The following is a 19318-nucleotide window of genomic DNA, read 5'->3' as shown; positions in this document are numbered from 1 at the left end:
ATTTCATTCATTATAATATGCATCAAAGACCTCTTTTGCAATCGGTACGGCATATTCACTTCCGACACCTGCTTTTTCCACGATTACGGCAATCGCAATATCCGATTTATCTTCCCTGTGTGCATATCCTACAAACCAGGAATGTGAAGAATCTGCTCCGGTAGAATACTCTGCTGATCCTGTCTTTCCTGCCGCCTCGTAACTTTGACCGCTCAATTTCTTACCGGTACCAGTCTCGACCACATAACTCATATAATCCTTTAAAATCGCAGCTTCATCCGTTGACATAAGCGTGCCATATTCTTCCGGCTCGTATTGCTCCACTAAAACTCCGTCGCTGCTTTCTACATGATCTAACACATACGGTTTCATCAGAATGCCGTCATTGTTGATCGCACTTACGATCAGCGCCATATGAAACGGTGTCACAAGCGTCTGTCCCTGTCCAATGGAAGTTGCCATAATTGCAGAAGCTCCATCTGTCTTTTCTAATACAAAACTGCTCTTAGATGCCTGCAGATCCGTCGGCAGACTGGTATTAAACAACATTTTATCACACAACTGTCCAAACCTGTCTACATCAAGCTCCATTCCGAGTGATGCATAAAATGCATTACAGGAGTTGGCAAATGCCTGACGCAGATTCTGGGTTCCGTGGCTCTTATTTCCATAACAGTGAATCGTATGATCTCCCACTGTATAGCTGCCTGTACAGGTATAACTGTAATTTTCATAGTCCGCATGTTCCTGGATATACTCTAAAGTTGTCAGGATCTTAAATGTCGATCCCGGCGGATAAAGTCCCTGTGTTGCACGGTTTAACAGTGCTGCATCTGTGTTATCGTCCGCCGTCAGGTTATCCCAGTCTGCAGCGATCGTGTTTGGATCAAAATCCGGTTTTGATACCATTGCAAGAATCTTGCCGGTAGAAGGCTCTAATACAACGATTGCTCCCTTATAGTATCCTAACGCATCATATGCCGTTGCCTGCAGTCCATAATCTAACGTCGTGACTACATTATCTCCCGGACTTTTCTCACCCTGCATCTCATCTCCGACCTTATCTAAAAAAGCTGTATTGGAACGCAGCAGGTTAAAGTTCGCAAGTGACTCAATTCCTGACTTTCCCTTGGTAGAATACCCGACTATGTGTGAAAATATACTGCCGTATGGATATCTCCTTGTCTCATTTCCCTCATTGTCCGTCACCGTCTCCGCAAGCACCTGACCATCATTTGTCAGGATCTGACCGCGTACGATTTTCTGGGCAAATGTCTCCTGTCTGGTATTGTAAGGATTATTGATAAATTCCTCACTCTTAAAAAATTGAAAGTAGGAAAAATACCCCATCAGGCAGATAAACAATGCCAGAAACGAATACGTGATAACCGCAAATTCCCGGTTTTTTGTATTTTTTTTCTTTTTACCTGTCTTAATAGAGTTCTTCGACCTGTTGTCTCTCATATCCGGTCTTTCGCTGTTTTTTTCTCGCATTGTTCTCTCCTTCATCCTGCCTCAAAATATACAATCCCTGAATCACCGCAAACAGCATCATGGTTGCCAGCAGAGAACTTCCTCCATAGCTTACTAACGGCAGTGTTACTCCGGTTGACGGAATAAATTTTGTCACACCGCCAATGGTAAGGAATACCTGAAACGCATACACTGTTCCAAGTCCTAACGCTACAAGTTTATAAAACTGTTCTTTCATCTGCATTGCAATATTTAAAAACATCAGAAAGCAGCTGATGCACACCATGATCAGGCAGATTGCAAAAATACCTCCTAATTCTTCTGATATTGCAGAAAAAATAAAATCCTGCTCAACAACCGGTATTTTATTTGGTGTTCCCTGATACAATCCTGTGCCAAACCATCCACCGGTTCCGATCGCAAACAGGGACTGGCATATCTGATACCCCTCATTATCAATAACACTGAGCGGATCGCGCCATGCCACAACCCTGACGCGGACATGTGAAAATAATCCATAGGCAGCAACAGCGGCGATGCATCCGACCAGAAGACCGCCGGCAAAATAAAACAATTTTCTGGTCGCAACATAAAGCATAACCAGATAGGTAACAAAAAAGATCAATGCACCTCCAAGATCTCTTGATGCCACTAAGATCAACACATGTACTGCCGCCACGATCGTTGTGATACAGACGGTTTTAAAATCTGTGTTTTTATAAAGCATTCCTGCCACAAAAAACACGAATAGAATTTTCACGAACTCAGATGGCTGTATCGAAAACAGTCCACCGATCGTAACCGAGATCTTCGCACCATAACTGGTAGAACCAAATATGGTAACTGCAGCAAGTCCAATAATACCGATCATTGCATACAGCCACGTCAGTCTTCGTAATGACTGCACTTTCCGTATCAGTACCGGTATCACGATCGTAATGACCGACGCACAGATCGCGATCGCATACTGTCTTATCGCCTTCTCATAAGAAAGCCTTGTCAGCATGATAAAACCGATCATTAAAAGCATGCACATATTATTTGTCACAAGCCTGGATGCCTTAGGATACAATAACTGATAATTAACGATCACGATCGTCACTAAAATTACCTGAAGGAAATAAAGAATGATAAGATTAATTTCATCGGTAACTGTATAGAGCACTAAAAACGCGTCCAGATGGATCAGATACATAAAAAATATCTGCCGGTCAAATATATGATTTCTCTTTTCTGTACTGATTCTGCTGCGGAATGCCGAAAAACACTCATACGCATAACACGCAAACAATATGATCATCAGATATTTTGAAACTTCTACGATAAGATTTTCCATACCGTTATTCTACTCCTCGTTTATAATGTCCACCGGTATATTCTCCCATATACAGTTCCTGCAGACTGTTTTTCCCATTTAAAAAGACTGTTTTATATAAATTTAATATCTGTTTTACCTGTGATTCCTGCTCCGTTGTAAAGCTGATCCTGTATGCATGGATTCCCATTTTTTCCAGTTCATCACGATAAGGGAATAAAATCAGCGGAGCTGTATTATAAATCGTATTGTAACATTCCGTACAATTATTTTTTACCGGAAAATATTTCCCATAACGATCTTTCAGATAGGTGACAGTCCGAACCTTATCACACCCCCGGTCTGCCCCGGCATTGGCATGTACACACTGCGCAGATATCATCAGCGGCAGATTGCCATAAAAAACTATTTCACTCTGTGTATTATCCCTGTTTTGTAATTCTTTCCGGTTAAGTTCAAATGGAACCGTATCACGAACCGGCTGCATATCCCAGAGCTGCCTTTTTGCATAAGAATTCCAGATATAAAGATTGTGATCTAAAATAATATCCGTATCCGGAAGATTTTTCCTGATAAATGCAAGTTCATCATAACTTTTTACTACAAATCCATCTATCCCGGTCTGTTTCATTTCCGACAGATTTTTTTCATAGAAAGAAAGCGTAGGAAAACGAAATACTGCCGGCATAATATAATAAACTTTTTTCCCTGACAAATGAATACGGACTGTATCTTCTTTTAATGCTGCAAACAGGTTTTCTCTTGTATAACAACTGCTGTCAAGATATATGGAATCCACACAGGACTCATCAAGCAGTTTTTTTATAAAACCCCGGTTTTCAATGGAAACCGAAAGCTGTGATTTTCCATTCCCGGATGCTGCATTTTTCTCATTTTGTACAGATACCAATTTCACTGGTCGATCTTCACCCGATATTTTTTCATCTGCCCCGGCTTTATCCCTTCGTGCAGGTGCAGTCAGTGTTTCACTCAGCAATTCCAATGCATTTCTCCGCAATACATTTAAGGCCTGCACCGGGAGGAAAATATCATCATCCATATCTATATCAAGTTTTTCAAACTCATACGGCGTATTCCCGGTCTTTTTTATGCTTGCAGACACTTTTTCTTCTGTAAGCGGCTGTTTTAATGCAGCCTGTACCACATCTCCATCCGCAGAGATCCGGACATCATTCCATGTAATTTCCAGTTTAGCAGGAAAATCTTTTTTTAATCTTAAGGTTCCATTGATTTTTTCTTTTTTTTCAGACCGGACATAACGCTCTTTTATTTCTTCCCAGAGTGCTTCATTTCCTTTTGTATGCGATGGCTTATCAAATGTGATCATCTCTCTGCCATTATGTCTTTTATAGTACCCATCTGTAAATCCACTACGGTTTCCAAAATCATAAAGATGCTGCATATCTTCTTTCGTTACTTTAAAGTCTTTCTTTGCAGTCACCTCATCCGTGCGCAGACATGCATTGATATAACGATCTATGTATTTACGGTAAACAGATACCACACCAGCAGCATATTCTGCCTTTTTCATTCTTCCCTCGATTTTAAAGGAATCAACACCATTTTCGATCAGATCCGGGATCATTGATACGGTACAGAGATCCTTCGGGCTTAAAATATAGATATCACGCTCTTTTTTCCCTGTCTTTACCGGATGCTTCTTTTCATCAAAAACCTCATAGGAAAGACGGCACGGCTGGGCACATCTGCCACGGTTTCCGCTTCGTCCTCCCAGCATACTGCTGAGCAGACACTGACCGGAATAACAGTAACAAAGTGCCCCATGAACAAAGCTTTCGATTTCAATATCCACATGATCTCTGATATCACGTATTTCCGTAAGTGACATCTCACGCGCTGTCACTACACGGTCAGCCCCCATCTCCTTCATCATTGCGGCACCGTAGCGGTTTGTCACTGTCATCTGTGTACTCGTATGTATGGATAATCCAGGGAAAGCCTCTCTCACCATCTGAAAAGCTCCCATATCCTGGATGATAACCGCATCCAGTCCCTGTTTATAATAAGGCAGCAGATATGAATATAAGTCTTCGGTCAGTTCTCGTTCCTTAAACAGGGTATTTACCGTGAGATATACTTTTCTCCCATGGATATGCGCATAATCGATTGCCGAAAGCAGTTCTTCCTCGGTAAAATTATCAGCATAGGCACGTGCCCCGAATCTTCCTCCACCGAGATATACTGCATCTGCACCGGCATTTATTACTGCACGAAAGGTTTCCATGGAGCCTGCTGGTGCTAACAATTCTATATTCTGATATCGTTTATTACTGTTCATTCTGATTCTCTCCATCAAAAACATAAAAGGACGAAAATAATCTCTCCGTCCCCTCACTTTTTCCTGTATGACAGATTTCTGCTGCAGGCATCCATCTGTTATTAATCAGTTGTATCTTTCTGTTCTGTTTCATCTTCATCTGACGCATCTTCTTCGATCTTTCCAAGAAGAGACTCCTCTAATGACGATTCTAAACGCGCCTTATTCAATAGCAATTCACGGTTTTCTGTATCTAAACGCTTAATCTCTTTCTTATCATTTTCGGACTGGATCTGTTCTGCGATCAGATCGTGTTTCAGATCATAAATCTCTTTTTCTTTTGCCTCAATCTCACGTTCTAACTTCTCAGCCTGGGTTTTTGCTTTAAAATAATCATCTGCAATATTAAGCTCTAACAAGGTTGCTTTCATGTCGGCTGGAAATCTCTGATATCCCTCTATACTGTCAAATTCATTTATCTTTCCATTGATATAGACTGCAACCTTCTGAAGATATTCTTCGCTTTCGTATCCGCTTAATGTGTACACTTTTCCGCCGATCACAACTTCTGCACTTGTTTTCTCTGCCATTTATCTTCTCCTCCGGTCTGCTGTACAATATATGGTATATTATAATGACATTCAATGCTAAAATCAACTATTTTGTCAATCCGAAATGCTGATACGCAAAATCAGTTACCACACGTCCTTTGGGTGTGCGGTTGATAAATCCGTTTTTCACCAGATACGGCTCATATACATCTTCGATCGTTCCGGAATCCTCACCGATCGCCGCCGCTAACGTATCAAGTCCCACCGGTCCACCAGAGAACTTTTCAATCATGATCTTTAAAATATTACGGTCGTTCTGATCGAGTCCCATCTTATCAACCTCTAAGAGATCCAGCGCAAAGGCCGCAACTTCCTTTGATATCTTTCCGTCATATTTCACCTCTGCGAAATCCCTGACACGCTTTAACAGACGGTTTGCCAGTCGTGGTGTTCCACGCGAACGTCTTGCAAGCTCAAATGCACCTTCCTCATCAATTTCAACACCCAGTGTTTTTGCAGAATGAAGAATGATCGTCTTTAGTTCCTCCACCGTATAAAATTCCAGATGATGCACCACGCCAAAACGGTCACGGAGCGGTGCTGACAAAAGCCCCGCTCTCGTAGTTGCACCGACTAGCGTAAATTTTGGCAGATCCAGACGGATTGCACGCGCAGTTGCCCCTTTCCCGATCATAATATCGATCACATAGTCTTCCATTGCCGGATAAAGAACTTCTTCCACCTGGCGGTTTAACCTGTGTATCTCATCCACAAACAGGACATCCCCCTCCTGCAGATTGCTTAAGATAGCTGCCATCTCTCCCGGTTTTCCGATTGCAGGGCCACTTGTCACCTTAAGATGTGTTCCCATCTCATTTGCAATGATCCCTGCAAGCGTCGTTTTTCCAAGTCCGGGAGGACCGTAAAAAAGCACATGATCTAAGGACTCTCCCCTTTGTTTTGCCGCCTCAATATATATTTTTAAATTTTCCTTTGCTTTCTGCTGTCCGATATAATCATCAAGCGTCTGCGGACGCAGGCTTTTTTCAATTTTGATATCCTCTTCCTGCACCTGCGTGGAAATGACTCTTTTTTCCATTTAAATTTTCACCACATTTCTATAAAAATGCCATCTTCTTCAATGCCATCTTTAATATTTCTTCCACATCCGTCTCTTCCGTGATCTCAATACCGTTTAATGCCCGAAGAGCTTCGGAAGACGAATAGCCAAGCGCAACCAGAGCCTGTACCGCCTCATTCTTAGTGCCACTGGCATGATTTTCTGTGGACTCACCTGTCTTTTCAAATTTCTGTTCAAATGCATCTTCCAGACTCAGTTTGTCTTTTAATTCAAGAATCAGTCTCTGGGCTGTCTTTGCACCTACTCCCGGTGCCTTAGCGATTGCTTTCGCATCATCACCGAGAACTGCAAACCTGAGATCATCCGTCGTCATCACGGATAAGATCGCAAGTGCTCCTTTCGGTCCGATTCCACTGACACCTAACAGTAACTTATAAATTTTTAATTCGTCCTTTGTCAGAAATCCAAAAAGCAGCATGGCATCTTCCCTGACATGCAGATAAGTATATACTTTTACTTCTTCCCCGACAGAAGGAAGATACCGGAATGTCTGTCCTGTCGTGTAAATATGATAACCGATCCCACCGGTCTCCACCACGATACTCTCCTCGTCCATATCCGTCAAAACACCTTTGATGTATGAATACATGCTAAAATCCTCCTGTTACACCATCCGTTTTCCGATCCGTTTTATCATTTCCTGTGCCGCAATACCGACCAAAAATCCAGTCAGTGCACCGGCGATCAGCAGCACCGGCATATAATAAAAAATATTATAATTTTCCACAACATAAGCAGCCACAACAAGCTGACCTACATTGTGAAAGATTCCGCCACTCACACTGACAGGCAGAACACCAAACCATTTTGTTTTTTTCAGCAGATACATCACAAGAAAACTAAGCAGTCCGCCTGCAAGACTATATAAAATACTGAACATATTTCCAAACAGGAAACCGGAAAGTACAATACGCAGTGCAGACACTGCCAGTGCTTCTTTCGTTCCCACGCAGTAAAGCATCAGAACCACAACTATATTTGTTAGTCCAAGTTTTACACCTGGTATTCCAAAATAAAACGGAATCAGTGATTCCACATAGCTGCAGATGAGTGCCAGTGCCAGGTAAACACCTAAATATGCTGTTTTTTTCTTATCTCGCAATGGAATCCAACTCACTTTCTCCGGCACCGATCACCTGCACCACTACTTTGTTCGGGAGACAGACGATCGTCTCATTTGTTTTTGAAATAGCTTTCTGATGCACACAGAGTTTGTCCGGGCAGTCAGCTTCCGTCACATCAGCTTTTCCATCCTTTATCACAAGCAGATTCGTTGTTTTCCCATCTTTCCGGATTGGAATCTCATCATCCTCATCAAGCGGGTAAGTACCATAAACCTTTCCATCTACCGTAACCTCCACACTTGCACCGGTATTCTGATGTGTCAGGTAAAACCCTGCCGCAAACCCTGCCAGACAAATAAAAATAACACTTAAAAAAATGATATCTCTTTTCTTCATAAAATTTTACACTTACACTGTCTCCCCCATATAGTAGAAGCCAAAGGCTTCTTCTCAGAATTTTATACACACTCCCCCATATAGTAGAAGCCGAAGGCTTCTTCTCAGGATTTTATACACACTCCCCCATATAGTAGAAGCCTTTGCATTCCAGAAGTTTCACATCCACGATTTTTCCTATCATATCCTCTGTTCCCGGCAGATGTACTACCGAGTTATTGCTAAGTCTGCCAGTCACAAGAGCTGCATCCTGCTCATTTTTTTCTTCGATCAGAACCGGAAGTGTCTGTCCGGTCAGCGCTCCGGCTTTTTCTGCGGAAATAGTCTGCACTTCTTTTAACAAACGGTCAAAACGTGCTTTGATCACGTCATCCGGAATCTGATCGTCCATCACAGCTGCCGGGGTGCCGGTACGTTTTGAATAAATAAATGTAAATGCACTGTCATAACGCACTTTACGTACCACGTCCATGGTTTCCTCAAAATCTTCCTCTGTCTCTCCAGGGAATCCGACAATAATATCCGTTGTAAGTGCAATATCAGGCACTGCGGCACGGATCTTATCTACCAGTTCTAAATAATGTTCCTTGTCATAGCGGCGGTTCATCAGTTTTAAAATACGGCTGCTTCCTGACTGTAATGGAAGATGCAGATGTTTACAGATCTTTTTGGAATTTTTCATAACTTCGATCAGATCATCGGAAAGGTCCTTTGGATGGGAAGTCATAAAACGGATACGCTCAATGCCATCTACCTTTTCGATCTCCTGCAAAAGCTGTGCAAACGTCATTGGCTGCTCTAAATTTTTGCCATAAGAATTGACATTCTGTCCCAGGAGCATAATTTCCACAACTCCGTCAGCCGCAAGGCGTTCCACCTCACGGATGATTTCTTTGGGCTCTCTGCTCCGCTCCCTGCCGCGCACATACGGTACGATACAATAACTACAGAAGTTGTTGCATCCAAACATAATATTAACACCTGATTTAAAGGAGTATTTTCTTTCAACCGGAAGATCCTCAACGATCTTATCGGTATCTTTCCAGATATCGATCGTCATGGATGTACCATGACCTGCCGCATGCTCTGAATAACTGTTTTCCAATGCGGTAACGATCAGCTCTGCAAATTTATAGATATTATGTGTTCCAAAGATCAGGTTTACAAAACGGTAACTCTGTTTAATCTTTTCTACCACTGTCGGTTCCTGCATCATACAACCGCACAGTCCGATCATCATAAATGGATTTTTCTTCTGAAAGCCGTTTAAGTATCCCAGTCGTCCGTATACTTTATTGTTTGCATTCTCACGAACTGTACAGGTGTTATAAATAACAAAATCTGCTTCCTCGGAATCTTCCTCCACATAGCCGATCTTTTCCAGAATACCGACTAATTTTTCGGAGTCCCTTGCATTCATCTGGCATCCGAATGTGGATACATGAAAAGTCAGCGGACTTCCTTTTTCCTCGGAAAGCTGTCTTAAATACTCTTTTGCAATATCCATAAAGTAATACTGACGTTCCGGTTCCGTTGCCGGAATCTGGTTTTTGTCTGCGATGCGCAATGTCGGGCGCACTCCCGTTGTAACTTTCTGACTCATAAAACTGTTAAATCCTCACTATTTCTATTGCTTTTTCTTATGGTCTTACCTGACCATTTCCATAAATGATATATTTTGTGCTGGTTAATGCTTCTAAACCCATCGGACCTCTCGCATGAAGTTTCTGCGTGCTGATACCGATCTCCGCGCCAAAACCAAACTCAAAACCATCCGAAAACCGTGTGGATGCATTGACATAGACACAGGCAGCATCCACTTCATCTAAAAACTTCTGTGCATTGGTATAATTTTCCGTAATGATTGCCTCGGAATGTCCTGTATTATAGCGGTTGATATGGGCGATCGCCTCATCCACGGAAGTTACCGTCTTTGCAGAGATCGTATAATCTAAATATTCCCTGCCCCAGTCTTCTTCCACCGCCGGTTTGATCAGTTCTTTATTCAATGCAGCATCGGCTTCTGCTGCCGCAAAACTTCTCTCATCTGCATGCACCTCCACGTTTTTTTTCTGAAGTGCCTCTGTCAGTTTCGGCATAAACGCATCCACGATCTTTTCATGAATGACAAGCGACTCGCAGGCATTACAGACACCAATCCTCTGGGTTTTGGCATTCAGAATGATATTTACCGCCATGTCAAAATCAGCAGACTCATCCACAAAAATATGACAGTTTCCGGTTCCTGTCTCGATCACAGGTATCGTTGCCTGATTCACAACTGCACGGATCAGTCCTGCTCCACCACGTGGAATCAGAACGTCGACATACTGGTTCATTTTCATGAATGCTGTCGCAGTATCCCTTGACGTATCTTCGATCAGAGATGCTGCTTCTTTTGGAATACCAAGCTGCTCTAATGTCTTCCGGATAACCGAAACGATCGCGATATTCGAATAGATCGCATCACTTCCCCCCTTTAAGATCACAGCATTCCCGGTCTTAAAACAAAGCCCGAAGGCATCAACGGTCACATTCGGCCTTGCCTCATAGATCATGCCGACCACACCGAGCGGTACACGTTTTTTTCCGATCATCAGACCGTTCGGACGTTTTTTCATGGAAAGGACTTCCCCGATCGGATCATCTAAAGCTGCTACCTGCTGCAGACCTTCCGCAATCTGTGCGATTCTCGCTTCATTTAGCATCAGACGGTCTAAGAGTCCTTCCGGCATATGATTATTCCTGCCATTTTCAAGATCTTTTTCATTTGCGGCAATGATATCAGCAGATGCAGCAATAAGTGCATCTGCCACTGCGATAAGAGCCTGATTTTTCTCATTGGTGCCTAACGTGGCAAGGGTGCGGGATGCAGCTTTGGCTCCCTGGCATATTTGTTCTAGTTCCATGATGATACCTTTCCTTTCTGTGAAATGTTTATATGGTGTTGCGGCGATTTGGCGAAACTCTGCAATGATTGTATATATTATGGCGATACCTGGGGCGAAACTCTGCGATAGGCTGTGGTTGTCGTGAACCGGGCACCTGTTTAACGAAGGCACGCTCTCGCTGCGTGTCGCTCGTAGCGGTACTAAGCGACCAAAATACGGTCGCTAAGTGCCGACGGCTCCCCAGCACCTTCTTTTAAACAGGTGCCCGGTTCACAACAGTCGAAGGTTTTTGGAGCGTTTCGCTTTGGGTAGCCTCAAATTATCTTATATTCATTTTCTTCAGTATAAATACGATCCATTTTTACATCTGTGTCAAGTGTTTCAAGTTCCGATACAAGCTGGTTCTCGTAAGCTAATGCAAAGCGTTTTAGCTTTGCATATCTTGCAAAATAGCGGTCATAAAAACCTTTGCCGTAGCCGTAACGGCTGCCGGTGGGGGCAAAGACGACACCCGGGACTAAAACTGCAATCTGCTGGTCGTATAAATCCATGGGATTTATACGGCGGCATTCCACAGTTGGTTCCATGACATGAAATGCACCCTCCGATGTCTGTGCGAAAGATGTGATCTCGTAAAATTCCATGGTACAGTCTGTTCCTGTCCGTGGCAGCGCGACATGTTTTCCATCATGTAACGCCTGTCTGAGAAACGTCAGGCAGTCTGCTTCTTTTCCAAGCGGATAATATCCAAAAATCCAGTCTGTTTTGGCATACCAGTCCGATTTTAACAGATTATCACAGATTTTTCTGCTCTTTTCATGTTTTTCAGGTTCTGACATTGCATTTCGGATGGCAAGATGTTTTTTCCGGATTTCTTTTTTATCAGGAAAGCTTTTTCTTATTTCCATATTCTTCGCCAAGGTTTGTGACCGTACCGTCCGGATTTTGCATATCAATGTTATTTAACTGTGCTACAAGATTGCGTTTTACATCCGCAACATAAGCCTTTCGCAGCATTGCCTGTTCTTCTTTTTCCGCCTCGGTAAGCCCTTCTGCCTGTGATTTGCGGTAAAGTGCGTTGATTCTGTCAATCTGTTCCTGTTTCATTAAAATCTCCATTCCTGCGCATGAAAAATTTATTATTCACACAAATCTTTTTCTATCCGATTGTTTCTAATATGAAATCTTCAATACGGAATGTTTCTTTCTTCTGTGCCTTAAAAATGGTTCCCCTAAAGCTGTCATCAAAAATATGATGCAGTACACAGACATCTGCTCCGTTTGCAATGATCATATCTGTCCCGGAAAGTGTCGCGATCTTTGCCGCGGTCAGCTTGGTCGCCATGCCGCCGGTTCCGACATCGCTTCCGGTCGTACTCTTTGCCATTCCAAGAATGTCTGAATCCATCTTTTCGACCACTTCGATCAATTTTGCATCCGGATTCTTATGCGGATCATCCGTAAATAATCCGTCAATATCGGATAACAAAATCAAAAGATCTGCTCCAATCAGGGAAGCAACGATCGCAGAAAGCGTGTCATTGTCACCAAACTGCATCTCATAGGTAGATACCGTGTCATTTTCATTGACAATCGGGATCGCACCTAAACGGAACAATTCATCAAATGTATTTTTGGCATTTTCTCTGGAAACTGGGTTGACCATGGTATTTTTGGTCATAAGCACCTGACCTGCCACCTGGTTATATTCTGCAAACAGCTTCTGGTAGATCATCATCAGTCTTGCCTGTCCGACTGCTGCACATGCCTGTTTTGTAGAGAGTTCCCGTGGCCGCTCTGTCATGCCAAGCGACTGTCTTCCAACTGCGATCGCACCGGAACTGACTAAGCAGACATCCATCCCCCTGTTTCTTAAGTTGCAAAGCTCGCGCACTAAGTGCTCTAGTTTTGTAAAATTCAGACTGCCGGTCTCCTCATAATTTAACGAAGAAGAACCGATCTTAACAACAACTCTTTTTTTCTCATGAAAGTGAAAACTACTCTGGTCCATTTTCCCAACGAATCCCCTTTTATTTCTAATTATGCTGTTTCGAACATATGCACTGTATTATACTCTATCATATCTAATACAAAATATCAAAGGAAAAAAAGAGAATATCTGTTCTGCATTGGCACATCTACAACGAATTGCAGTAAAAATAATATATTATGGTATACTTGTGGCATTTTTATTTTTATGCTAAAGTGTTGTTCGGACAACTCAAGTTGTTTTCCTTGAAAATCAGGTAAAAATGGAGAATTTTATGAAACGAAACTATCGATTATTTTTATGTATACTGCTGTCTATGCCGGTTTTACTGCTATCCGGCTGTGATCTGCCATCCCGGCTCAATTTTGGCAAAACTTCCGGCTCCGGCGAATCGATCTCCAAATCGGGTTTTTATTTTAATACCGTCATTACTGTCACCTTATACGGAACAAAAGACGAATCCCTGCTCGATGATTGTTTTTCTCTCGCAGACACTTATGAAAATTATTTTTCCAATACAATTGCGGACAGTGATGTGTCAAAGATCAATGCAGCAGGCGGTGCACCTGTCACCGTGCATGAAGAGACCGCAGAACTGATCAAAAAAGGTCTTTATTATGGAGATCTGAGCAATGGAAAATTTGATATTACGATTGGAAAATTATCGGATCTGTGGGATGTTTCTACCAAGGCTTTATTAGAGAAAACAGATGCCTCTATGATTCCATCTGATGATGAGATCAAAAAGGCTTTAACGACAGTAGACTATCAGAATGTAGTTGTAGATGGCAATACCGTCACCTTAAAAGATCCGTCCGCTAAAATTGATCTCGGCGGAATTGCCAAAGGATATATTGCAGACCGCATGAAAGATTACCTGAATCAAAAAGGAGCCGCCTGTGGCTATATCAACCTCGGCGGCAATGTGCTCTGTCTTGGTGCAAAACCGGACGGTTCTTCCTATAATATTGGCATCCAGCGTCCGTTTGACGATGAGGGCGCTGCAATGCTCGCTGTATCCGTGACCGACCAGACCATTGTGTCTTCCGGTGTTTATGAGCGCTATTTTGAGGTGGACGGCAAACGCTATCATCACATTTTAGATACTGCTACCGGATATCCCTATGATAACGGACTGCTGGGTGTTTCGATCATCACGGACGAATCCGTGGACGGTGATGGACTCTCCACCACCTGTTTTGCACTGGGTTTAGCTGACGGGATGGCGCTTGTGGAAAGTCTGGATAATACAGAAGCCGTTTTTATTACGGAGGATTATGAATTGCATTTTAGTTCGGGGATGGGGACTAAAATTCCGTATCAGGTGATGGAGTGATGATCTGCCATGGTATGGATTTTATAACTGTATGATCTGATTATTTTCTTCCGTAAAGTTTCCACCATCCATATTCTTTCTCACAAAAGGAACTCCCTTGCGAACATAAAATATATTATCTGTAAGCAGTGCATCCGGGTTTTCGGACGGGCTGATGGTTCCACCTAAATCATCATAACTGACGTTATTACGAAATGTGTTATGAATGGCCTCCTGCATACAAAACATCACACAACCGCCTTCATTTTGCCTGCTGTAATTATACTCATACACCGTTCCATCCCCGGAATCTGCATCGTAAGCCATCCCGTCCTGATTCAGCCGTGTGTCTGCCACTTCATTATAACGAAACAACGCATCTTTACATTTCCATGGCCAGATTGCCGCAGCAACCTTTCCACCACGGTTGCCCGGATTGCAATAAATACGGTCATTGATCTCACATGCCACAGAATCGGTCATATTATGTTCCACAAACGGGCGCAGTGCATACATGACCGTTATTCCATCTCCACCTGCCATTTTCACATAATTATCCCGTATCACAATATTCTCATGACCATATTTCAAAAACCTTTTTTTATCCAGTTCTGCACCCGCAAATTTCTCATGTGCATAACTATACCCGACTGCGATCCCCCAACGGCTCACACGATATACATAGCATCCCTCCACCAGGATATCTGAAAATCTTGCCACTCCTGTCATTGCTTCTTCCGCTGGCTGTAATGCTGTCATATAGATGCCGCCATTATTCATATGCTTGTCATAAACATTTCCATGAACATCATGGATTTTAAGATTTCGAAGTGTGATTCCACATCTTAAACCTTTCTCTTTTGCAACGACTGCAACACCTGTACGCTCCATTTTATCTGCCTGTGAATAATTTTCGCCGATCACTTTATCCGCACTGTTTGTAATCTCAATATCCTGTATGATAATATACTCGGCATCAAATAGAAGTACTGCCGAGGAAACATAACCATGGTAAACATGCGTCGGCGAATCCAGTTCTTTTCCATAATCCTGATACCAGATTCCCTGTCCGTCTGTCTTTATCAGAGGATCTTCACCACATCCATAACTTCCAATTACAATCGGCATCTGCTTTGTTCCGCTGTCACGAATCTGTAAAAACTGTTTTTCAAAAACACTTCCACACGCAAGCAATATGTGATCCCCCGGTTTTAGTGCAAGCCTATTGACGGCAAAAAGACTTGCGAATGCACTGTTTTCACTCAAACCGTCATTGGTATCATTTCCGTTTATCGAATCGACATAATATTTCCTGCACAAGTCTGTCATACACTTCCTCCCGCAATCTTTTTTCAATGATCTGCTCTACCTCTTCATAAGAAAAAAGATCTCCAAAATATCTTCCAAATAAATCTTTATTCCGCTCATAGAAAGCTTTTTTCTGATTTTCTGTAATCTCCGGACTGATTCCTGATTTTCTAATATTTTCTGTCGGCTGTACGAAATCCAACCGGAAACGCGTCAATTCATACTGTAGATACATCGGCAATGAATATCTGCGCGGTCCGTAAAATACCTTTTTCTCCATTTCAAGCCTGGCATTCTCTTCATTTTTTTCTGCACATCTTTTTTCCAACACCTCTATATCGGCGTTTTCAATCAACCCCAGCTTTTCTGCAAGAACAAGTTCGGCTTTCGCATATGCCCACTCTTCTGGTGTAAGGCAGTATCTTTTTCCTATCATTTAACAGCCCCCGTAATTCCATTTGCAAAACTTTTCTGCAGACATAAGAAAATAATCGCCGTCGGAAGTGTACAGATCAGTACACCGAGCATCAACATCCCATAATCAACACTGTAGCCGCTTTTTAAGTTTGCCACAAGCATTGGCATTGTGATGGAATCATTATTTTGAAAGACAATCTTTGGCCACAGATAACTATTCCATGCGTTCATAAAAGTAACCGTCATTGCAGCTCCATATGTTGATTTCATAACAGGCACAAACATCCGGAAAAAAATCTGTATTTCACTTAGCCCCTCCAGACGAGCCGCCTCTATAATATCATGAGGGAAAGACCGCGCCGCCTGACGGAACATCATAATCATAAATGGCGTTGAAATAGACGGCAAAACAAATGCAATCCAGCTATTGACCAGATTCCAGGAAGAGATCATTTTAAAAAGCGGGATCATTATTGCAACAAATGGCAGCATCATGGCTAACAACAATACACTCATCAATATGTCTTTTCCCTTATCATGATAAATTTCAAATCCATAACCTGCAATTGAACAGACCAATAATGTGATAATCGTCATAAGAATCGCATTTCGAAATGAATTGATCATTGCCAGCCCCAGATTCTGATTGGCAATCAATGCCTTAAAATTTTCGACTAAATATGTTCCAGGAAGCAGTTTTCCCCTGACCACATCAATACTTTGATTGGTTGCACCACAAACCATGTAATATAGTGGAAATACAGACAAAAAACTTGCAAAAATCAATACAATATGTGATATACATAATTTTCCTTTACTCACGTTTGTCACCTACTTTCATTTGAATTGCAGACAAAATTGCCACTATAATAAGGATAAACACTGAAAGTGCTGCCGCATAATTAAATTTTGGTGTCTCCACAAAAGAAATGTTATAAATATAATGCGTCAATGTCATTGTTGACTTTCCCGGTCCACCAGCCGTTAAATTTACAGACTCGTCAAACAACTGCAGTGTTCCAGACGTTGACATAATAGCCGTCAGTAATATGGTAGGCTTTAACAGTGGAATGGTGATCTTTGTAAACTGTTGAAACGGTGATGCCCCATCAATACGACTCGCCTCATAGACGGAATAATCAATATTCTGCAGCCCTGCAAGATAAAACACCATATTGTAACCGGTCCATCTCCAGACCAACGCGATTATAATTACAAATCTTGCAGCCCATGCATTCTGAAACCAGTCTACGGTCGGAAGTCCAATCGCAGAAATAACGTGATTTACCAGACCATCCTGCGCAAACAGTGACTTAAAAATCATAGAATACGATACCAGTGATGTTGCACATGGCAGGAAAATCATAGTTCGATAGATTCCTTTTCCCTTTATATTCGGATTGTTCAGTAATTGAGCAAGAACAAGGGCAATGATCAACATGACTGGAACCTGTATGATAAAATAAAATACTGTATTGAAAAGGCACTGCAAAAATGTTTTGTCCTTCAGTATCCTGACATAGTTTGCAAAGCCAACCCACCTTACAGAATCTCCCATACCATTCTTAAATGACAGCATAAGCGCCTGTATCATGGGATAAAAACAAAATACAAAAATCAATATAGCTGCCGGAAGCAAAAACGCCCAACCAGTGAGGTTATGTTTTCTTTCCAGACTTAATTTTCTTTTTTTCTCCATATATTTTCTCCTAATGTAATACCGGGAACATAAAATTTGTTCCCGGTACAAACCACTTTACATATTTAATTTTCAATATTAAATTCTAATGTTTCCTGTGCATTATTCATTTCACCGTCAATATCAGCATTATTCTGAACAACATTTGTGATTGCATCTGTCAATGCACTTCTTATGTCCGAATAGTATGCACCACAGTCAAATGCTGGAACCGAACCTGCATATCCAACGATATCTTTATATACTGCCTGTCCACCATAAAAATCTGATGCCTGATTATATACATCAGACTGTGCAGCCGGAATGTAGCTTGCAATCGCACCTGCATTCGGCAACAGATCATCATATAATTCCACACTGCTTCCAAATGTAGATTTTAAGAAATCAAATGCAAGTTCTGTATTCTTACAGTTAGAAGATACTGCCCAGCTTGCACCACCACAATTTGCATAATTTGTGGCTCCATCAACTCCATCCAGTTTTGGCATGTTTACAATTGCCCATTTTCCTGACTGATCCTCTGCCGCCTGAATGGATGACATGATCCAGCATCCATTGATCACTCCTGCTGTTTTTCCGTCATTCATAGAGGCAATATACTGATCCCAGTCCGTATACTCGGCAATAATACCCTCATCAACTAATTTTTTATAAACTTCCATTGTCTTTTTTAACGCTTCATTGTCTGCAATATGAACCTTTCCGTCAACAATTGGTGAGGCTCCTGCCGACTGCAGCATTTCCATAAGTAATTCGGATCCCCCGGAGGAAGCGATCATTGGCACTCCATTCGCCTCTACTACTTTTTTTGCAAGTTCCTCAAACTGTGACCATGTAGTATCCTTAAAATCGTCAACCGTAAGACCTGCCGCTTCTACCATATCCGAACGAATTGCCATAATCGTTGCACCATTATCAAAAGGAAGTCCATAATTTTTTCCCTCTGCCGTGGAATCTGCAAGTTTTCCCTCTGTAAACTGTGAAAAATCAATTCCGGAATCTGTTAATTCTGTAAAAATTCCAGGAAAATTGGCAATATTTTTATGGAATGAATAATCCTGCATCAGAAAAATATCCGGTAAAGTACTGTAATCTCCTGACGTTGCAGCTGTAATCAGCTTTGTCTCAATATCATTATAAACATTTTCCTGAATATCCAGTTTAAAATCTGGATGGTCTTTCTGATAAATCTTTTCTGCCTGTTCCATGGCATAAATATTAAAAGTGGGATCCCAGCACCATACCGTAAGTGTTTCATCTCCATTTTCATTTGTTTCTGCGGAAACACTCTGCGTATCCTCATTACTGTTCGTAACATTTTCTTTTTCGTTCGTGTTTCCTTCATTTTGGTTCCCACCACATCCGGCAAGCACAGATACTGTCATAGTTGCTGCCAACATGAATCCCAATGCTTTTTTCTTCATAAAAAATACCTCCCTGCAAAAATTATTATTTTTTT

General features: G+C 42.0%; 19 protein-coding genes. 1 reads left to right on the top strand and 18 read right to left on the bottom strand.

Annotated elements, in window-relative coordinates; all coding sequences use genetic code 11:
- Positions 1-3: 3 nt before the first annotated feature.
- From DW650_RS00490 to proB, 13 genes are all read right to left on the bottom strand, one after another.
- The gene (locus tag DW650_RS00490; protein WP_118208805.1) at positions 4-1494 is read right to left on the bottom strand and encodes a peptidoglycan D,D-transpeptidase FtsI family protein; all 1491 of its coding nucleotides are present in this window, start codon (positions 1492-1494) and stop codon (positions 4-6) included.
- Positions 1433-2809 carry an FtsW/RodA/SpoVE family cell cycle protein gene (locus tag DW650_RS00485; RefSeq protein WP_118208804.1) on the bottom strand — a complete coding sequence of 459 codons (1377 nt, stop codon included), beginning with the start codon at positions 2807-2809 and terminating at the stop codon, positions 1433-1435. Before DW650_RS00485 ends, DW650_RS00490 begins: the two co-directional genes overlap by 62 nt.
- Before the next feature lie 4 nt (positions 2810-2813).
- The gene (locus tag DW650_RS00480) at positions 2814-5108 is read right to left on the bottom strand and encodes a U32 family peptidase (protein WP_243102825.1); all 2295 of its coding nucleotides are present in this window, start codon (positions 5106-5108) and stop codon (positions 2814-2816) included.
- Between the two features lie 101 nt (positions 5109-5209).
- Positions 5210-5677: a cell division protein ZapA gene (locus DW650_RS00475; RefSeq protein ID WP_117921847.1), complete on the bottom strand. Its 468-nt coding sequence runs from the start codon at positions 5675-5677 to the stop codon at positions 5210-5212.
- 67 nt (positions 5678-5744) lie between these two features.
- Positions 5745-6737 (bottom strand): Holliday junction branch migration DNA helicase RuvB, encoded by a 993-nt coding sequence (gene ruvB, locus DW650_RS00470; protein ID WP_117921846.1) that lies wholly within the window; start codon positions 6735-6737, stop codon positions 5745-5747.
- Between the two features lie 19 nt (positions 6738-6756).
- Positions 6757-7368, bottom strand: coding sequence for a Holliday junction branch migration protein RuvA (gene ruvA, locus DW650_RS00465; protein WP_117921845.1), 612 nt, complete (start codon positions 7366-7368; stop codon positions 6757-6759).
- A gap of 15 nt (positions 7369-7383) precedes the next feature.
- Entirely contained in the window at positions 7384-7881 is a 498-nt protein-coding gene (locus DW650_RS00460; RefSeq protein ID WP_117921844.1) for a Gx transporter family protein, read from the bottom strand.
- Positions 7871-8239 carry a NusG domain II-containing protein gene (locus DW650_RS00455; RefSeq protein WP_117921843.1) on the bottom strand — a complete coding sequence of 123 codons (369 nt, stop codon included), beginning with the start codon at positions 8237-8239 and terminating at the stop codon, positions 7871-7873. The genes DW650_RS00460 and DW650_RS00455 overlap by 11 nt, the downstream gene beginning before the upstream one ends.
- A 112-nt stretch (positions 8240-8351) precedes the next feature.
- Positions 8352-9842: a tRNA (N6-isopentenyl adenosine(37)-C2)-methylthiotransferase MiaB gene (gene miaB / locus DW650_RS00450; RefSeq protein ID WP_118208802.1), complete on the bottom strand. Its 1491-nt coding sequence runs from the start codon at positions 9840-9842 to the stop codon at positions 8352-8354.
- 37 nt (positions 9843-9879) lie between these two features.
- On the bottom strand, positions 9880-11148 hold the full coding sequence (locus tag DW650_RS00445) for a glutamate-5-semialdehyde dehydrogenase (RefSeq protein ID WP_118208801.1): 1269 nt from the start codon (positions 11146-11148) through the stop codon (positions 9880-9882).
- Positions 11149-11444: 296 nt separating this feature from the next.
- Positions 11445-12038, bottom strand: a complete 594-nt coding sequence (locus tag DW650_RS00440) for a 5-formyltetrahydrofolate cyclo-ligase (protein WP_118208800.1) — start codon at positions 12036-12038, stop codon at positions 11445-11447.
- Entirely contained in the window at positions 12013-12237 is a 225-nt protein-coding gene (locus DW650_RS00435; RefSeq protein WP_015560603.1) for a DUF896 domain-containing protein, read from the bottom strand. The genes DW650_RS00440 and DW650_RS00435 overlap by 26 nt, the downstream gene beginning before the upstream one ends.
- A gap of 52 nt (positions 12238-12289) precedes the next feature.
- On the bottom strand, positions 12290-13141 hold the full coding sequence (gene proB / locus DW650_RS00430; RefSeq protein ID WP_118208799.1) for a glutamate 5-kinase: 852 nt from the start codon (positions 13139-13141) through the stop codon (positions 12290-12292).
- Between the two features lie 253 nt (positions 13142-13394).
- On the opposite strand from proB, the gene DW650_RS00425 reads away from it, so the two are divergent.
- Entirely contained in the window at positions 13395-14456 is a 1062-nt protein-coding gene (locus DW650_RS00425) for an FAD:protein FMN transferase (protein ID WP_118208798.1), read from the top strand.
- A 21-nt stretch (positions 14457-14477) separates the two neighbouring features.
- Here DW650_RS00425 and DW650_RS00420 read toward each other — a convergent pair whose 3' ends face one another.
- The 5 genes from DW650_RS00420 to DW650_RS00400 form a co-directional block, all read right to left on the bottom strand.
- Positions 14478-15764 carry a hypothetical protein gene (locus DW650_RS00420; RefSeq protein WP_022112722.1) on the bottom strand — a complete coding sequence of 429 codons (1287 nt, stop codon included), beginning with the start codon at positions 15762-15764 and terminating at the stop codon, positions 14478-14480.
- Positions 15715-16179 carry a hypothetical protein gene (locus tag DW650_RS00415; RefSeq protein ID WP_118208797.1) on the bottom strand — a complete coding sequence of 155 codons (465 nt, stop codon included), beginning with the start codon at positions 16177-16179 and terminating at the stop codon, positions 15715-15717. The genes DW650_RS00420 and DW650_RS00415 overlap by 50 nt, the downstream gene beginning before the upstream one ends.
- A complete protein-coding gene (locus DW650_RS00410; RefSeq protein WP_006858775.1) occupies positions 16176-16904 on the bottom strand; it encodes a carbohydrate ABC transporter permease in 729 nt (242 codons plus the stop codon). Before DW650_RS00410 ends, DW650_RS00415 begins: the two co-directional genes overlap by 4 nt.
- Before the next feature lie 70 nt (positions 16905-16974).
- A complete protein-coding gene (locus DW650_RS00405; protein WP_006858763.1) occupies positions 16975-17859 on the bottom strand; it encodes a carbohydrate ABC transporter permease in 885 nt (294 codons plus the stop codon).
- Between the two features lie 65 nt (positions 17860-17924).
- Positions 17925-19283 (bottom strand): ABC transporter substrate-binding protein, encoded by a 1359-nt coding sequence (locus DW650_RS00400; protein ID WP_118208796.1) that lies wholly within the window; start codon positions 19281-19283, stop codon positions 17925-17927.
- Positions 19284-19318 lie beyond the last annotated feature (35 nt).

This window comes from Roseburia sp. AM23-20 (assembly GCF_003470905.1).
In the GTDB taxonomy this organism is placed as follows: Bacteria; Bacillota; Clostridia; order Lachnospirales; family Lachnospiraceae; genus Roseburia; species Roseburia rectibacter.
Note: the sequence above shows the minus strand (reverse complement) of the source record. Positions and strands in the feature narration are given on the sequence as shown.